We start from the raw sequence: 15,927 nt of genomic DNA on the forward strand, positions 1-15,927 counted from the left end.
TCCGTCCGATCACCCGCCGGATCACCGTCGATGGCGCATTTCCCCTGGTAGGACAGTATTCGATCAGCCGGAAAACGGCTGTCAACGGAAACCTCGGAGAAACGGGGGCTGGTTAGCGTTCGCGATCGTTGAACGCTCAACTCGCTCCGAGGAGAATCCTTTGACGGTACGAACATCGAGGAGCATGCGCGTACTCCTCCCGGTGATCGTCGCGATGACCGCCCCGCTGGCGCTGGCGGCGCCGGCCGCCGCGGCGTCACCCACCGTGGTCGCGCCGCCCCCGGCGTCCACGACCGACCTGCCCGACCCGACGGCCCGTGGCCCCTTCGGCCACCAGGCCGTCCAGGAGGCCAAGTTCGGCCTCGCCAGCATCCAGGAACCGAACTCCTCAGGCGCCGACCCGACGGCCGGGACCGCGCAGGCCGCGGAGCGGATCGAGATCCGGGGCCAGCTCTACACACCGGACTTCACCCGTCGCACCACGCCGTCGCCGGTGCTCGTCCTGGTGCACGGCAACCACGGTTCGTGCGACTCCGGTCAGGACACCGCCCAGCTCACCTGCGCCCAGTTCAAGCACAACGAGAACGGCTACGCCTACCTCGCGGAGAACCTCGCCACCTGGGGTTACACCACCTTCTCGGTGTCCCAGGACCAGCTGATGATGCGGCAGGACGGCAACAAGGGCAAAGGCATGCACAGCCGCCGGATGCTCATCGCCGCCACCCTGGACGCGCTCAGCGCGGCGAACCGCCCCGGTGGGCTGCCGGTCGACGCGCACACCACCGTCGGCACCACGCTCGCCGGCCGCCTCGACCTGACCCGGATCGGCCTGATGGGCCACTCGCGCGGTGGTGACGCGGTGTCGAGCTTCATCGACTACAACCGGATCCGCACCGACGGGCCGCGTTACCCGCTGCGCGGGGTCATCTCGCTCGCCCCGGTGGACTACGAGCGCAAGGCCCCGTACGGGATGCCGTACCTGTCGATCCTGCCGATGTGCGACGGTGACGTGTCCAACCTGCAGGGCGCGCGGCTGTTCGAGCGCAGCCAGTACGTCAACCCGGGCGACCCGTTCCCCCGCATCCAGGTGGAGCACCTCGGCGCGATCCACAACTGGTACAACACCGTCTGGTACGCCGACGGCGGCGCGGACGGCCAGGCCAACAACGACGCCGCCTGCGGCAACTCCGCGCCGTTCGCGACGAACAACATCCACCCGAACAACCTGCGGCTCAGCGGCGCGGCCAGCTACACCGACCCGGCCCTGAACTACGCCATCGACAACTCCGACCCGCTGAACCCGGCCGTGAACACCAAGTTCTCCGGTGACCCGGCCCGGATGGGCGACCAGGAGAAGCTGGGGTTGGCGACGATGGCCGCGTTCTTCCGCCGCTACGTCGGCGGCGAGGGCGCGTTCCAGCCCTACCTGACCGGTGAGCTGGCGAACACCCCCGGCGGGTTGCAGGTCCCCGCGTCGGCCTGCCCGACCAGCCCGTCCGGCACGGCGATCGGATGCAACGAGCGGGTCAACACCAGCTACTTCGCGGCCCCGCAGGAGCGGGTGGACGTGATCCGGCCCGAGGTGAACAGCCCGCTGACCCGTAACGCCCTCGGCGGCACGCTGACCGGCACCGGCTTCGCCGACCCGTACGCGCAGGCCGCCGGGGTCACCCCGAAACCGGCGGGCACCCCCGGCGGGTACGACTGGTGCAACCCGGAGCCGCAGGACTTCGCCCCGACACAGCTCGGCAAGACGGGGCTGCCGACCGCCGCCAAGCCCTGCCCACTGCCGGCGGCCGGAGCGCTCGGCGGGCAGAACGGCACCCGGGAGAACAGCCCGATCAACCACTCCTACGGCCGACAGCTCACCCTCGCCTGGGAGCCGGGTTCGGCCGCATCGCTGACCGCCGCGATCCCGGCCGCGTCCGCCGACGTACGGCACCTGAAGGCGTTGGCGCTCAGCGCCGCCGTCAACTTCTTCGACACCCGCAACCCGGGGGCCGACAACCGGGGCGACAATACCCGGGACACCACCGTCAACGGCACCCCGACGAACCCGGTGTGGCCCAACGAGAAACCCACGTCGTACGACCCGGCCTCGACGACCCAACGGTTCCAGATCGCGCTGCGCGACGCCGCCGGTCACGAGGGGACCGTCGACGCCGGTGACCCCCGCTGGGGCAACGCCCTGCACATGTCGACCGGCACGAACACCCCGAACACCCACATCGTCCTGGACCAGATCCGGGTCCCGCTGGCCGAGTTCGCGGCGCAGGGCGTGGACGTGGGCGCGCTGGCCAAGCTGGAACTCCGCTTCGGCGTGGGCGACCTGCCGAAGTCCGGTTCGATCGAGCTGGCCGACGTACGCTTCCAGGAATCCGACGCGGGGGCTTCCCTGTTGTCCGACGGCGACCGGGCCGACGGCGCGGGTCACGGCCCGTCCGCCCTCGGCGGCCCCGACCCGGCGACCTACCTCGCCGGCTTCGACAACACCCCCGGCAACGTCGCGCTCGTCGACCCGGTGGCGAACCCGCAGGGCAACACCACCTGGACGGTCGACGACGACCGCAAACAGTGCCCGACGGCGGACTTCACCTCCATCCAGCGGGCCGTCGACTTCGCGTCGCCGTGGGACACCATCGTGGTCTGCGCGGGCGTCTACCAGGAGTCGTCGACGCCGGTGAACCACGCGTCCAACCCGGTGCAGACCGGTGCCCGCAACGGCCTGACCATCACCAAGCCGCTGAAGATCAAGGGGGCCGGCGCGGACAAGGTGACCATCAAGCCGGACCCGTCGCTGGGCAACCTGGCCGGCGACCAGCCGTACCTGCGTGACGGCGGCGGCAACGTGATCACCGTGTCCCGGCAGTCGCTCGGCTCGACCGACACCAACGAGATGTTCCTCGACCTCTCCGGCGTGACGGTGACCTCCGGCGACGTCTGGGCCGAGGCGGGCATCGCGTTCTTCGGCGCGGCCGGCCGGGTCGCCGACAGCGTCGTCGGCCCGCTGCGGGTGGCGACCACCGACGAGGAACTGGCCGCGCACCCGCACGGCTGGGGCATCGTCAAGACCGGCATCATCCGGGGGGCGGGCACCGGCACCGTCGAGAGCGAGGTGACAGTCACCGGCAGCGTGGTCAGCGGCTACCAGTCGGGCGGCATCCTCTTCGACGGCGCGCGGGGCCGCGACGGCACCCCCGACACGACCGTCCGCTCCGGCATCCGCCAGCACGGGTACGTGACCGACACCGTCGTCACCGGCGAGCCGAACAGCCGCTTCCCGCAGACCGGCATCGCGTACACCAGCGGGACTGACGGTTTCGTCACCACCAGCCGGATCACCGGGAACTACTTCACGCCCGCACCCCAGCGGTCGTACGGCATCCTGCTGACCGACGCCGGCACCGAGACGGCCGGGGCGCTCACCGGCACCCGCAACGTGCTCACCGGCAACGGGTTCGCCGTCTACAACGCCAACGCCGACAACACCGCCGTACGCGAGGGTGCCCCGTTCGCCCTGACCGGCAGCTACCTCGGCGCGGGGCCACCGGTGTCGGGCGGGCCGGCGGTCCCGGCCACCGGCGTCGAGGCGATCTCCGGAGTGGACGGCACCGGCACGGCCACGGTCACCGTCACCAAGCGCCGGCCGACCCCGCCACCGGCGGTGCCGACCACGGTGGGTCGGGTCGCCGACGCCGCCCCCACGGCCGAGGTGGCCGACCCGGGACGCGGCGCGGTGCTCCAGGTCGGGTCGACGGTGCACCCGCTGATCCGGGGCACCGACGACTTCGCCATCGCCTCGACGAGCCTGTTCGTCAACGGCACCCTGGTCGGCACCAGCACCACCGCCCCCTACCTGTTCGACTGGACACCGGCGGCGAAGGACGCCGGTAGGCAGGTCAAATTCCAGGCGATGGTCGTCGACTCGTCCGGGCAGTCGACGCTGTCCAAGCCGATCGTCGGCACGGTCGACCCGGCGACCCCGGCCCCGACCGTACGGATCGGGTCGGTGCAGGCCGACCCCATCTCGGGTACGGCGACGCTCACCGCGACGGTCAACACGGCCGGCACCCTCACCCTCAGCGGAGAGAAGGTGAATGTGGTCAGCCGGCAGGTGGCGAAGGCGAACACCGTGACGGTGACCGTGACGGTCGCGCCCGCGTACCGGCAGACGCTGGTCAAGACTGGTCGGCTCGACGTGACGTTCACTGTCGGGTTCGCCAACACGGCCGGTCAGAGCCCGGGTGAGACGGTGCAGGTGACCCTGATCAAAACCTGACGCTCCGGTGCCGGAAGGACCCCTGCGGGTCCTTCCGGCACCCTCAGGTCGTGCGGCCGCCCGGAACCCCACCCGGCCACCTGCTCCCTGACGGGGCAGGACGTACTCCTTCCGCCCTCGTGCTGACCCTTGGCAGGGCATCAGCAAACTCCGTCACCTGCTCCGGCTCGGCCACGTAACGCCAGGCGGGCACTCGGTGTACGGGCGTAAGCCCGCCAGAAAGCCCTCCGTCACAACTGCCCCTCAATCGCAAGCCAAGCCTGGACTTCCCGACGAACTTCTGGATTCGTCAAGTGATCGATAATCCATGGCAGCGCGGACAATATTCTCTCAACCCCCATTAGCGCCGACTCTTGGGCATCAGGCTCCTGACTTGCAGAGTCGTAGAGAGACCCGACATGAGCGAAGAATGATTCATCGGCGGCCAAGTACTGCCCTCGCCTAGACTGAGCCGCTGCCACTGCCTCCGCCCGCGGCAACGGAACATGCTCCAGCGCCCAAGCAGCAGACCCGTCAGGCGTCAGCACGACCGGCAAATCACTATCCGGCAAGTCGAGACGAACCGCTGCCGCCGCAAGCCTAAGCAACCAGTACGCCCCCAACGATGCATCAATATCATGGCGCTCGACAGCCAGAATTACAGCCACAGCACCGAGCCTCAGGTCGGCTATCCGTTGAGAGTGATCAGCGTTCCTCAGCGGGCTAACGGCCGATTCGACCGACTCGAACAGCGCCTGCCACCATTGGGGCGACACCCGTCGCGGGAACCGAGCACGCAGCCACTCACCGAACGAGTCGAGCGGGACCGATCGAAGTTCCTGCAACTCTGATTGCGCTTCCACTATGGAGCCCTTCCGCCGTAGTCTCTAATAACTCTTAGCGGGATCCGTATGCCTGCCTCACCAAAGGCGTCCACGCCTCGCTGAATGAACGCACCAGCACAACTGGGACACGGAGTATAGTGGCCAGCCATGTTGTCGAACGACGTCACAGCACCATTCCGAAAAGAAATCTGCCCTGCTCCCATAACAGGAGCACCACCCGACGCTACCGTGTGATAAATACCGCGCCCCGCAGCAACCATGTTCAGATTTCCCCCCTCCCCCACTGTCCAGAGAAAATCCCCGCTTCCCGAGGCCGCGCGCGAGAAGCCGGAAGTACCCACCGCAACAGGTGAAACCCCCGCAAGATCTGCTTCCATCAGCTCTATAGCAATATCCCCAGGAGGTCGGTTGCTTGGAACTGGTCCGCATTTGTGTACGAGGACCGGCGTCGTGCCGGCTATCACATAGTAATTGTGGAGGGTTTCGACGGTGAGGTTGTGTACCACCTCGGGTTGGGTGCGGTGGCGTGTGCCGGCTACCGCTGCTGGTCAGTGGTCGGCGGTCTCGAAGGTGTAGCCGGGCTTGAGGTCCTTGGCTTCGCGCCATTGCTGCTGTTCGGCGACCCAGAAGGGGTGTCCGGCGGTGGCGGTGATCGTCTCGGCGCGGCTGCCCTGGGGGCCGTCCACGGTGACGGTGATGTCGACGAGTTGCTTGGTACCGCTACCGACGATCAGGGCGGTGACCACTCGCGGCGCGGTCCGCCCCGTGGTGGGGTCGGTGGCCAGGACCTTGTCGCCGAGCTTCACGTCACGGATGGGCTTGTGGCTGCCATCGGCCATCAGGACCTTCGTGTCGCCGGTGAAGCTGTTGCCGGGGCGGCCGCCGCTCCGGCTGCCGTCTGTCACCTCAGCGCGTCGGAGAATGGTCAGACGAGCAATTCGTCCTCAGCTGCAGCCAGCGCCCCTGTCCTGAGCCGGCTCGCTCTCGCATGGCGACTCCCGTCGCGCCCTGAGCAGCAGAGCACTACGGAAGGGCGGGACGGGCCTCCCCCGAGGGGCCCGTCCCGCCCGTAAGCCGCGTCGGCGCAACCGGTCACCCGGTCAGCTCGGCTCCCCCGACAGCGAGGTCCGTCGCTGCGACGCCATGACCAGGGAGTACACGTGCTCGCGGAGTTCACCGAAGAGCGGGGTCTGCTTGGTGGCGATCTGGTCGCGGGGCCGGTCGAGGGTGACCGGCAGGTCCGCCACGACGACGGAGGGACCCTGCGACAGCACGACCACCCGGTCGGACAGGTACACCGCCTCGTCGATGTCGTGGGTCACGAACAGCACCGTCGTGCCGGTCTCGGCCCAGACTTTGAGCAGCAGGTCCTCCAGGCTGGCCCGGGTCTGGGCGTCGACCGAGGCGAACGGCTCGTCCATGATCAGCATTTCCGGTCGTACGGCGAGCCCCCGGGCGATGGCGACCCGCTGCTGCATCCCGCCGGAGAGCTGCCACGGGTGCAACCCGGCGGCGTGGGCCAGGCCCACCATCTCCAGCGACTCCTGCACCCGCTGTCGGATCTCGGCGCGGGGCAGGCCCCGGTCGCGCAGCGGGAGGGCGACGTTCTTCTCGACCGTCAACCAGGGGAACAGCGATCGGCTGTAGTCCTGGAAGACGACCGCCACCCCGTCGCGGGGGCCGGACATGCGTTCCCCCCGGAACATGACCGCGCCGCCGGAGATGGGCAGCAGCCCGGCGATGCACATCATCAGGGTGGTCTTGCCGCAGCCGGAGGGCCCCACCACCGACACGAACTGGCCGGCGTGGACGGCGAACTCGATGCTGCGTACGGCGGGCACGTCGCCCTTGCGGGACCGGTAGGACTTGCTCAACTGCTGCACGTCGAGCACGGCGGTGTCGAGGGCGGCGCCGGGCTGCTGCGGTCGGGTCGTCACGGGGTTCATCCGTAGCTCCTACGTGGTGTCGGCTAGTGGCTTTCCGCGCTGTCGGGGCGCACGTTGCGGTGCCACCGCAGCAGCACCCGCTCGACCAGGGCGAAGATGGCGTTGAAGAGGATGCCCAGCAGCGCCAGCAGGACGATCGCCGACCACAGTTGCGGGAACTGGAACAGCCGTTGCTGGCTCACGATGTAGAACCCGAGGCCGGCGGTGGCGGCGTACAGCTCGGAGATCACCATCAGGACCAGCGCGATCCCGATGCTGATCCGCATCCCCGCGAAGATCGCCGGGCTGGCGCCGGGCAGCAGGACCCGCAGGAAGTAGCGTCGCCGGGTCAGTCGCAGGCTCCGGGCGGCGGTGACCACCGTACGGTCGATGCCCCGGACGCCGTCGTAGGTGTTGATCAGGATCGGCCAGAGGCAGCCCAGCGCGATGAGGAAGACGTTCATCCCGCTGGTGATGCCGAACAGCACGATGGCGATGGGCAGCAGAGCGGTGACCGGCACTGACATGCCCAGTCGGATCAGCGGGTTGAAGAACGCGCCGGCCGGCCGCCACACCCCGATCAGGATGCCGAGACCGACGCCGAGCACCGTCGCCGCGCCGTAGCCCAGGCCGAGCCGGACGAGACTCGGCAGAACGTCGGCCCGGAACTGGGAACTGAGGAACAGCGACGACGGGGACGCGGACAGCCAGGTGTCGACGAACGCTCCGAAGATCTGCGACACCGGCGGTACGAACAGGGAGCCCACCATCCGGGCGGCCACCTCCCACACCACCAGCAGCAGGGCGAGCAGCCACAGCGACCGTACCCCGCGTCCCACCGCCAGTGCCGAAGTGGCAATCGGCCGGCTCAGTGCCTGCCCGCTCATCGCCCACCCTCCCGTTGTGCCTGGCCCCACGGGACCACCAGGCGTTCGACCAGGTTGAAGCCGTAGTAGAGGCCCATGCCGAGCAGGCCGACGAGCAGGATGCCCGCGTAGACGAAGTCGGGTCGCTGCGCCTGCTGGTACGTGGTGATCACCGTTCCGACGCCGTTGGTGGCGCCGAGCAGTTCGGCGGAGAGCACCACGATGAGCGCCGTCGAGCTGGCCACCCGCAGCCCGGTGGCGATGGCCGGGGCAGCCGACGGCAGCACCACCCGGGTCAGCAGGCGGGTACGCGTCCAGCCCATGCTCCGCCCCGTCGCCAGCATCAGCGGTTCGGTGTCGCGGACGCCGTACATCGAGTTGAGCAGGATCGGCCAGAAGATCGCGTAGATCGCCAGCGACACCTTCATCTGGGTGCCCAGGCCGAACATCAGGATGGCGATCGGCAGGAACGCCGAGGAGGGGATCGACCGGCCGGCGTGCACCACCGAGGACGACGGCCGGTAGAGGGCGGAGAAGTAGCCCAGCAGCAGCCCCAGCGGAATGCCGACGGCGCTGGCGACGAGCATGGCGAGCAGCCACGCCCACAGGGTCTGCACCACCTCGGTCAGGAACGTCGCGTCGACGAGCAGTTCGCCGGCCCGTTGCAGGGTGTCCGCCGGGTAGGGCAGGGAGTCCACCGAGACCGCCCCGGCCCGGACCACCAGGTCCCACAGCACGAACATCGTGACCACGCCCGCCACTCCCAGCACCCAGTCGGGTGTGGGGCCCCACCGGCGGGCCGCGACGGGCCCGCCGGTGGGCCGGGCGTCCGCCTCGACCTGATCAATCACGTGGACGTCCGACGCCATGTCACGTCCTCTCCCCTCATGGTGGCCCGCCGACCTCGGCGACAGGACAGGTCAGGACCGTGCGAAGTCGGTGACGAAGGGCCCCAGGTCGGGCTTCTTCTGGAGCATCTTGAGGTCGACCATCTGCTGGGCCATCCGGTCCAGCGCGGCGACGTCGACGGCGGCTTCGAGGGCGTTCTGTGGTTGTGCGGCGAGGGTCTCCGCCGGCACCTTCTGGCATTCGGAGAGCAACTTGAACGCCTCGTCCTTGTTGGCCGGGTCGTTGAGCTGCTGGGCGGTCTCGGTGATCGCCTCGTGGAAGCGTTTGGCGGCGTCGCCCTTGCCGACGAAGCTCTTGGCGGCGACGTAGGTCGCGATGTAGATCTTGTCGTTGCTGGCGAAGGGGTCGGCCAGGCTGCGTACGTTGTCGTTGTTGTTGCCCAGCAGCGAGTAGCCGAGTTGCGCGGCGTCGACCCGTCCACTGAGTACGGCGGGGATCTGCTCGGTGAAGGGCAGTGCCACGAAGCTGACGCTGTCCGGCTCGACCCCGTTGGCCTTCAGCCAGCTGGCGGTCACGATCTGGTTGATGCCGTTGATCTCGTTGACGGCGATCTTCTTGCCGGCGAGGTCGGCGGCGGCCTTGATCGGGGAGTCCTTGCCGACGAAGACGCCCTGCGCGGGCTTGGCCGGCGGCAGCGCGTTGACGTTCACCCCGGACACCATCTGGATCGGGAAGCCGGTGTTGTAGGCGTTGATCGCGGTGTAGCCGTTGACGTAGCCGAAGTCGGCTGCCCCGGACAGCACTGCGGCGACCGCCGCCGAGCCACCCCCGGAGCGGACCAGTTCGACGTCGAGGCGGTGCTTGCTGTAGACGCCCTTCCCGATCGCCCAGGTGTTCCAGATTTCGCAGCCGAACGTCGTGACGGAGACCTTCGTGGTGCCGTCCGCGTTGTCCGCAGCGCCTTCGGCCCCGCCGCAGGCGCTCGTGAAGAGCAGCGCGGCGAGGGCGACCACCGCACCGGTACGTCGTGTGTTCATCGTGATGCTCCTATGTGCTTGGCGCGTGCGCCCGACGTCTCCGCCGCCGATGCCGGTGGCGGGAATGAGGGCGTTCGGTGGATACGAAGGGACGGCTCTGCCGCGACGGATACGACCGCCTGGCTGCTGCGGTGTGGTTCCGACGCGAGCTGCATCGACTTGGTGATGGTGCTGAATGCCTGAATTGCCAGATTGGGAGGATCAATCAGGGCCGCGAGAACCGCAGACGGCGTCACGGCACGGCCGGGCAACGCTGGTCACGGCCGGTTCGGGCGGTCGGGCTGCACCCCAGCAGCACCCTGACGCCTCGCCGACTTGCAGCGAAGGTACGGGGCCCGAAAACCCCTGTCAAGATGCGGAATGTTATCTCGCATTGCGTCAACAATGTCGGGCGCGATACGCCGACGCACAGCACGAACGGGCAGGTCGGCGGGTGGATAACTATCGTCTCCACCTGTTGACCGGGCCGGCAGCGGCGGCTAGCTTCTCCACCAGATGCCATCGGCCCCCGGGAGTGAACATGAGCGCGGAAGAGCCCATCGCGGCCGTTCCCGCCATCACCCGCGCGCCGATCGGCCACTGGAAGGGACCAGAGTTCCCCGCCATCCGCCCCGGCACCGGCGCGGGCAAGGCACTCGTCCCGTTCTGATCGGCAGCTCCGCGCTCAGGCGTACCCTGCCCAGATCCGGAAACACCGACCGCGTCGGCCGCTGCTGTCCACACCGTGGCTGAGCTGCCCGTCGTCGGTGACCCCAGCACACCGGAAGCTGCGGCAGCGCGTCGCCCACATCCCGCGACGGCCTTCCCACCGTCCCGGTCGACCCCGGCGCAGGAGTCCGCCGTCCACCCCCGCAAACCCCAGCCGGGCAGGTGGCACGGTCTCCACACCCCAGCGCGCGGGGGCCAGCCCGGTACGGGGCGGAGTCACCACGACCCACCGCTACACCTCAGCCTCGCGGGAGACCTGCACCCCTGACGCCCACCCTGCCGGAAAGGTGAACCTGACGACCGATGCCGGACTGCGCCTGAGCCTGCCGCCAGGTACAGCCGGCACTCCCTCAGATGTTGGACCCGTCCGGCGGCAGGCCGGACGGCGGCTGGGGCGATCCGCCCCGGCCGTCGAACTGCGGGCAGGACATCCCCAGGGTGTACGCGGTCATCGACAACGAGCCGTAGGCGTAACCGTCCACGAGAATCTCGGTGTCAGGCGCGTCCGTGGCAGCGGCGAGACCCGCGAGGTATAACGCGGGAATGAAGTGATCAGGCGTCGGCACCGCCCGGCGGAAGTCCCCGTGGGCGTCGAGAGTCGCGTACTCGCCCGGGTCGGTCAGCATCCGGGAGGTGGCGTCCTCGTCGAAGCCTCAGGAAAGGCGTGCGTCAGCACCGACCAGGTGCCATGGTCGATGCCCCAGCTGTCGACGTCGGCCCCGACCCAGGTCGGATGGACGACGTCACTGACCTCCTCGGCCAGTTCGGGCAGCCCCGGAGCCGGGTACTGCACCTCGAACAACTCCCGGGGAAACCCGTAGAAGTCGTGGATGGTCCTCGGCCGGGGCATCGCGGTGACGGCCGTGGCATTGATGTACCAATGAGCACTCACCACCAGGATCGCGCGTGGACGCGGCACCGCAGCGCCGAAGGCTCTCCACGCCGAGGTGTACCGGTTGACCTCGAGAGCGTTCATCGGGTTGCCGTGGCCCAGGAACGCCGCGGGCATCACGACCTCCGGGGCGGGCGGTACGTCTGAAGACACGTGGGCTTCCCTCCGGGGCGGACTTACGGCGCGGGCTGCCGGCCCTGAACCTCACGATAGTGCCACCGCGCGTCAGCTCCGGCCCGAAGCACGCTCCTCGCGGATCGTAGATCGGGCTACGTCGAGGGCTACGGATCGAGATACTGTCCCGCAAGCACGGCTGCCGAGGGAGCCGCAGACGGTCACCTGTCCGGGCCTGGCTCCGACCAGCCTCTCCCCCGAAGTCGACTACCGATCAAAGGCGGTACGCGTGCCTCTTACCAGCCTGGTGGTTGGCGTCGACCCCGGCTGCCCGGTGTCCAGGCGCCCGGCAGAGTGTGCCGTGCGAGGCTGAGGTGAGAGCCCGTCGGACGCCGGGGTGGAAACGAATCAGCGACCCGGTCGATGATCACTCGACCAGGTCGCTGACCTGACACTTCAAGGGTGGAGCCGAGGGGACTCGAACCCCTGACCCCCACACTGCCAGTGTGGTGCGCTACCAGCTGCGCCACGGCCCCTTGCGGTCGTCCCGGTCGCCCGGGCACGGAGAGAACTATACACACGACGCCCGGCATGGTCATCTCACGGGGGTACCCCCCGGACCGGCCCCGGGAGCGCCCGACGGATCAGTTCAACGCCACGTCCGGCGGGAAGTGCGCGACCGCCGCCATCATGCCGCCCTGCCTGCGCAGCACCATCGGCCAGAGGTCGTCCGGACGGTCGACGAAGGCGTCGCCGGGCAGCGCGTCGAGCACGAACCAGGACCCGTCCTCGATCTCCTGCTCCAACTGCCCGGAGCCCCAACCGGAGTAGCCGGCGAAGACCCGGATGCCGCCGATGCTGTCCCGCATCCGCTCCGGGTCGGCCGACAGGTCGACGGTGCCCACCGCGCCGGAGATCGGCTGGAAACCCTTCAACCGCCGCATCGGGTGCCGCATCCGGGCCAGGCAGATCGCCGACTCCGGCTGCACCGGGCCGCCCTCGAAGAGCACCGCCGGGTGGCGGGCGAGGTCGCTCCACTCACCGAGGACGTCCGCGACGGCGACCTCGGTGGCCCGGTTGAGCACCACCCCGAGCGCGCCGTTGGCCTCGTGGGCGACCAACAGCACCACCGTACGATCGAAGTTCGGGTCCTTGAGCGCCGGTGTCGCGACCAGCAGCCGCCCGGTCATCGACTCCACGGCACGACCGCTGATCGCCGGTCCCTCCCCCTGCATCTCGGACATCGTCAGCCGCGCACCGGGTCCGACAACCGGGCACCACCGACCATCCGTGCTGTCACCGCCATGTCTGGCACCATAGCCTGCACCCGGTGCGGTGGCTAAGGTCTGACCGACAGGTGATCGAAGGCGGTCGAGGGAGGATCGATGGGTCCGACGGCGGACATCGCGGTGATCGGTGGTTCAGGGCTGTACGCGCTGCTCGACGACGCGACAGAACACCAGGTGGAGACCCCGTACGGCGCCCCTTCGGACGTGGTCACGATCGCGTCGGTGGGCGGTCGACCGGTGGCCTTCCTGCCCCGGCACGGGCGTGACCACCGCCACCCGCCGCACCTGATCCCGTACCGGGCGAACCTGTGGGCGCTGCGGTCCCTCGGGGTCCGCCAGGTCCTCGCCCCGTGTGCCGTCGGCGGGCTCCGCCCCGAGTTGGGCCCCGGCACCTTCGTGGTGCCCGACCAGCTGATCGACCGCACCAGCGGCCGGGTGCAGACCTACTACGACCAGGGCGCGGTGCACGTCGCGTTCGGTGATCCGTACTGCCCGGTGGGGCGGCGTACCCTGCTCGGCGCGGCGGCCGGGCGGGACGTCCCGGCGGTGGACGGCGGCACGGTGGTGGTGGTCGAGGGGCCCCGCTTCTCCACCCGTGCGGAATCCCGCTGGTACGCCTCGATGGGTGGCACGGTGGTCAACATGACCGGCCACCCGGAGGCCGTGCTCGCCCGCGAACTCGCCCTCTGCTACACCTCCATCGCGCTGGTCACCGACCTGGACGCCGGGGTGGAGGCGGGCGACTCGGTCACCCAGGAGGAGGTCTTCCGGGTCTTCGGGGAGAACACCGACCGGCTGCGGGGCGTACTGCTGGACGCGGTGGCCGCCCTGCCCGCCGACCGCGACTGCCCCTGCGGGCACGCGCTGGACGGCATCAGCACCCCGTTCCCCCTCCCCTGAGCCGTTCCCGCACCCCCGCGACCGCACCCCCACCGCGCCCACCGCGCCGCCACCGCTTCCCGCGACCGCGTCCCCACCACGCCCCCACCCCGCCGTGCCGCCACCCCAGCCGGCCGGGTGCCCGGGCGCCCGGACGCCCGCCGAGGCGACGACGCGCTGCCCCGGTGGCTGTGCCGCCATGGTGGCGGCACAGCCACCGGGGCGATAGCCGGCAAAGCACCCGAACCACCGCCTGCCACCCGATAGATTCGGCAGGTCGGCGGCGGACCATCGGCCCCGGCAGCAGCGGCACCGGGCCGGGGACACGGAGGCGGGGGCGATGGCGACCGTCCGGGAGACCACCTACGACCTGCTCCGGGCCCTCGACCTGACCACGGTCTTCGGCAACCCCGGCTCGACCGAGGAGCCGTTCCTCCAGGACTTCCCGGCCGACTTCCACTACGTGCACGCCCTGCACGAGGCGTCGGCGGTGGCGATGGCCGACGGGTACGCCCAGGCCACCGGCCGACCGGCGCACGTCAACCTGCACACCGCCCCGGGCACCGGCAACGCCATGGGCAATCTCGTCACCGCGTGGCACAACCGGACCCCGCTGATCGTCACCGCCGGGCAGCAGAGCCGGGAGATGCTGCTGCTGGAGCCCCGGCTGGCCAGCCGACGCCCCACCGAACTGCCCCAGCCGTACGTGAAGTGGAGCCACGAGCCGACGCGGGCGCAGGACGTACCGGCGGCGTTCATGCGGGCGTACGCCACGGCGGCCCAACCCCCGGCCGGCCCGGTCTACCTCTCCCTGCCGCTGGACGACTGGCAGCAGCCGGCGGACCCGCCGCCGCCGGTGCGCACGGTGGCCACCCGGTTCGCCCCCGACCCGCGTCGGCTGCGGGAGTTCGCCGCGTTGCTGGCGGCCAGCCGCAACCCGGTGTTGGTGCTCGGTGCGGCGGTGGACCGGGCCGCCGGCTGGCCGGTGGCGGTGGCGGTGGCGGAGCGGCTCGCCGCGCCGGTCTGGTCCGCGCCGGCACCGGAGCGGGCCGCCTTCCCGGAGCACCACCCGCACTACCAGGGGGTGCTGCCGTACGCGATCGCCCCGCTGGCCGAGAAACTCACCGGGCACGACGTGGTGCTGGTGGTCGGTGCGCCGGTGTTCCGCTACTACCCGCACCTGCCCGGTGACCACCTGCCGCCCGGGGCGCGGCTGCTGCACGTCACCGACGACGCGGACGAGGCGGCCCGCGCCCCCGTCGGCGACAGCCTGCTCGGTGACGCCGGGCTGACCCTGGCCGCGCTGCTGGACCTGCTGCCGGCGGCCGACCGTCCCCCGCCCGCGCCCCGCCCGGCCCCGTCACCACCACAATTCGGTGACCCGCCCGACGCGGACGCGCTCTTCGCCGCCCTGGCCGCCTGCTGGCCCACGGACGGGGTACTGGTGCAGGAGTCACCGTCCAACCTGGCGGCGCTGCGACGCCGGCTCCCGGTGACCCGCCCGGCGTCGTACTTCACCATGGCCAGCGGCGGGCTCGGCTACGGGTTGCCGGCCGCCGTCGGCATCGCCCTCGCCGAACGGGACACCGGGCGGGGCCGGCCGGTGGTCGCGGTGATCGGGGACGGCTCCTTCCACTACTCGGTGCAGGCACTGTGGACCGCCGCGCGACTACGGCTGCCGGTGGTCGTGCTGGTCCCGGTGAACCAGCAGTACGCGATCCTCAAGGCGTTCGCCGAGTTGAAGTCCACTCCCGGCGTGCCCGGGCTGGACCTGCCGGGCCTGGACCTCACCGCCATCGCCCGCGGTTACGGCTGCGCCACCCGCGTCATCGACGCCCTGCCCGACCTCGCGCCCGCCCTGACCGAAGCCCTCCACGCCGACACCCCCACCCTCCTGTCCGCCCCGATCGACCCCACCCCTCCCAAACTCCTCTAACCCCCCGCCCTCCCACCCACCCACCCACCCACCCGCACCCCGCCCCCACCCGCACCCCGCTCCCGCCCCGCCCGACCCCGCTCCCGCCCGTGTTGATCAAGAGGTTTGCGTCATTTTTGGAGATCAACTTGACCCAAACCTCTTGATCAACCCAGCTGGGTGGGGGTGGACGGGGAGGGGGTGGGGTTGGGTGGGATGCTCCTATGGAAGTCAAGGGGTGTTGAGGGTGGTGAAGTCGGCGAGGAGGGCGGTGTGGACCTCGCGGACGATGTAGCGCTTGAGGCAGCGCATGATCTCTTTTTTGTTGAGGCCTTGTTTGGTGCGTTTGT

The 15,927-nt window shown here is 70.0% G+C and carries 13 protein-coding genes and 1 tRNA gene; 4 read left to right on the forward strand and 10 right to left on the reverse strand.

The window, feature by feature from the left end:
* The first annotated feature begins 184 nt into the window (after nucleotides 1-184).
* On the forward strand, nucleotides 185-4,279 hold the full coding sequence (locus JQN83_RS25350) for an Ig-like domain-containing protein (protein WP_208569663.1): 4,095 nt from the start codon (nucleotides 185-187) through the stop codon (nucleotides 4,277-4,279).
* A gap of 230 nt (nucleotides 4,280-4,509) precedes the next feature.
* Here the strand turns inward: JQN83_RS25350 and JQN83_RS25355 are convergent, their stop codons facing one another.
* The 6 genes from JQN83_RS25355 to JQN83_RS25380 form a co-directional block, all read right to left on the reverse strand.
* A complete protein-coding gene (locus tag JQN83_RS25355) occupies nucleotides 4,510-4,926 on the reverse strand; it encodes a hypothetical protein (protein WP_208569664.1) in 417 nt (138 codons plus the stop codon).
* A 725-nt stretch (nucleotides 4,927-5,651) separates the two neighbouring features.
* Nucleotides 5,652-6,008, reverse strand: a complete 357-nt coding sequence (locus tag JQN83_RS25360; protein ID WP_208569665.1) for a Hint domain-containing protein — start codon at nucleotides 6,006-6,008, stop codon at nucleotides 5,652-5,654.
* Between the two features lie 195 nt (nucleotides 6,009-6,203).
* A complete protein-coding gene (locus JQN83_RS25365) occupies nucleotides 6,204-7,049 on the reverse strand; it encodes an ABC transporter ATP-binding protein (RefSeq protein ID WP_208569666.1) in 846 nt (281 codons plus the stop codon).
* A gap of 23 nt (nucleotides 7,050-7,072) precedes the next feature.
* Nucleotides 7,073-7,915: an ABC transporter permease gene (locus tag JQN83_RS25370; RefSeq protein WP_208569667.1), complete on the reverse strand. Its 843-nt coding sequence runs from the start codon at nucleotides 7,913-7,915 to the stop codon at nucleotides 7,073-7,075.
* Nucleotides 7,912-8,763 carry an ABC transporter permease gene (locus JQN83_RS25375; RefSeq protein ID WP_208569668.1) on the reverse strand — a complete coding sequence of 284 codons (852 nt, stop codon included), beginning with the start codon at nucleotides 8,761-8,763 and terminating at the stop codon, nucleotides 7,912-7,914. Before JQN83_RS25375 ends, JQN83_RS25370 begins: the two co-directional genes overlap by 4 nt.
* Before the next feature lie 51 nt (nucleotides 8,764-8,814).
* Nucleotides 8,815-9,780 (reverse strand): ABC transporter substrate-binding protein, encoded by a 966-nt coding sequence (locus JQN83_RS25380; RefSeq protein ID WP_208569669.1) that lies wholly within the window; start codon nucleotides 9,778-9,780, stop codon nucleotides 8,815-8,817.
* 520 nt (nucleotides 9,781-10,300) lie between these two features.
* On the opposite strand from JQN83_RS25380, the gene JQN83_RS33905 reads away from it, so the two are divergent.
* Nucleotides 10,301-10,429 carry a hypothetical protein gene (locus tag JQN83_RS33905; protein WP_279632855.1) on the forward strand — a complete coding sequence of 43 codons (129 nt, stop codon included), beginning with the start codon at nucleotides 10,301-10,303 and terminating at the stop codon, nucleotides 10,427-10,429.
* Nucleotides 10,430-10,838: 409 nt separating this feature from the next.
* Here the strand turns inward: JQN83_RS33905 and JQN83_RS33385 are convergent, their stop codons facing one another.
* The 4 genes from JQN83_RS33385 to JQN83_RS25395 all read right to left on the reverse strand — a co-directional run bounded on the left by JQN83_RS33385 (nucleotide 10,839) and on the right by JQN83_RS25395 (nucleotide 12,729).
* Nucleotides 10,839-11,114: a hypothetical protein gene (locus JQN83_RS33385; RefSeq protein WP_244253165.1), complete on the reverse strand. Its 276-nt coding sequence runs from the start codon at nucleotides 11,112-11,114 to the stop codon at nucleotides 10,839-10,841.
* On the reverse strand, nucleotides 11,108-11,533 hold the full coding sequence (locus tag JQN83_RS33390; RefSeq protein ID WP_307799707.1) for a dioxygenase family protein: 426 nt from the start codon (nucleotides 11,531-11,533) through the stop codon (nucleotides 11,108-11,110). The genes JQN83_RS33385 and JQN83_RS33390 overlap by 7 nt, the downstream gene beginning before the upstream one ends.
* Before the next feature lie 424 nt (nucleotides 11,534-11,957).
* Nucleotides 11,958-12,030: transfer RNA gene (locus JQN83_RS25390), tRNA-Ala, on the reverse strand.
* Between the two features lie 108 nt (nucleotides 12,031-12,138).
* Entirely contained in the window at nucleotides 12,139-12,729 is a 591-nt protein-coding gene (locus JQN83_RS25395) for a YqgE/AlgH family protein (protein ID WP_208569670.1), read from the reverse strand.
* Between the two features lie 150 nt (nucleotides 12,730-12,879).
* Between JQN83_RS25395 and JQN83_RS25400 the strand changes: the two genes are divergently transcribed.
* Both JQN83_RS25400 and mdlC read left to right on the forward strand, forming a co-directional pair.
* Nucleotides 12,880-13,683 (forward strand): S-methyl-5'-thioadenosine phosphorylase, encoded by an 804-nt coding sequence (locus tag JQN83_RS25400; protein ID WP_208569671.1) that lies wholly within the window; start codon nucleotides 12,880-12,882, stop codon nucleotides 13,681-13,683.
* Between the two features lie 319 nt (nucleotides 13,684-14,002).
* The gene (gene mdlC / locus JQN83_RS25405; protein WP_208569672.1) at nucleotides 14,003-15,598 is read left to right on the forward strand and encodes a benzoylformate decarboxylase; all 1,596 of its coding nucleotides are present in this window, start codon (nucleotides 14,003-14,005) and stop codon (nucleotides 15,596-15,598) included.
* The last annotated feature ends 329 nt before the right edge of the window (nucleotides 15,599-15,927 follow it).

Origin of the sequence: Micromonospora antibiotica, from assembly GCF_017599305.1 — a bacterium.
GTDB classification, from domain to species: domain Bacteria; phylum Actinomycetota; class Actinomycetes; order Mycobacteriales; family Micromonosporaceae; genus Micromonospora; species Micromonospora antibiotica.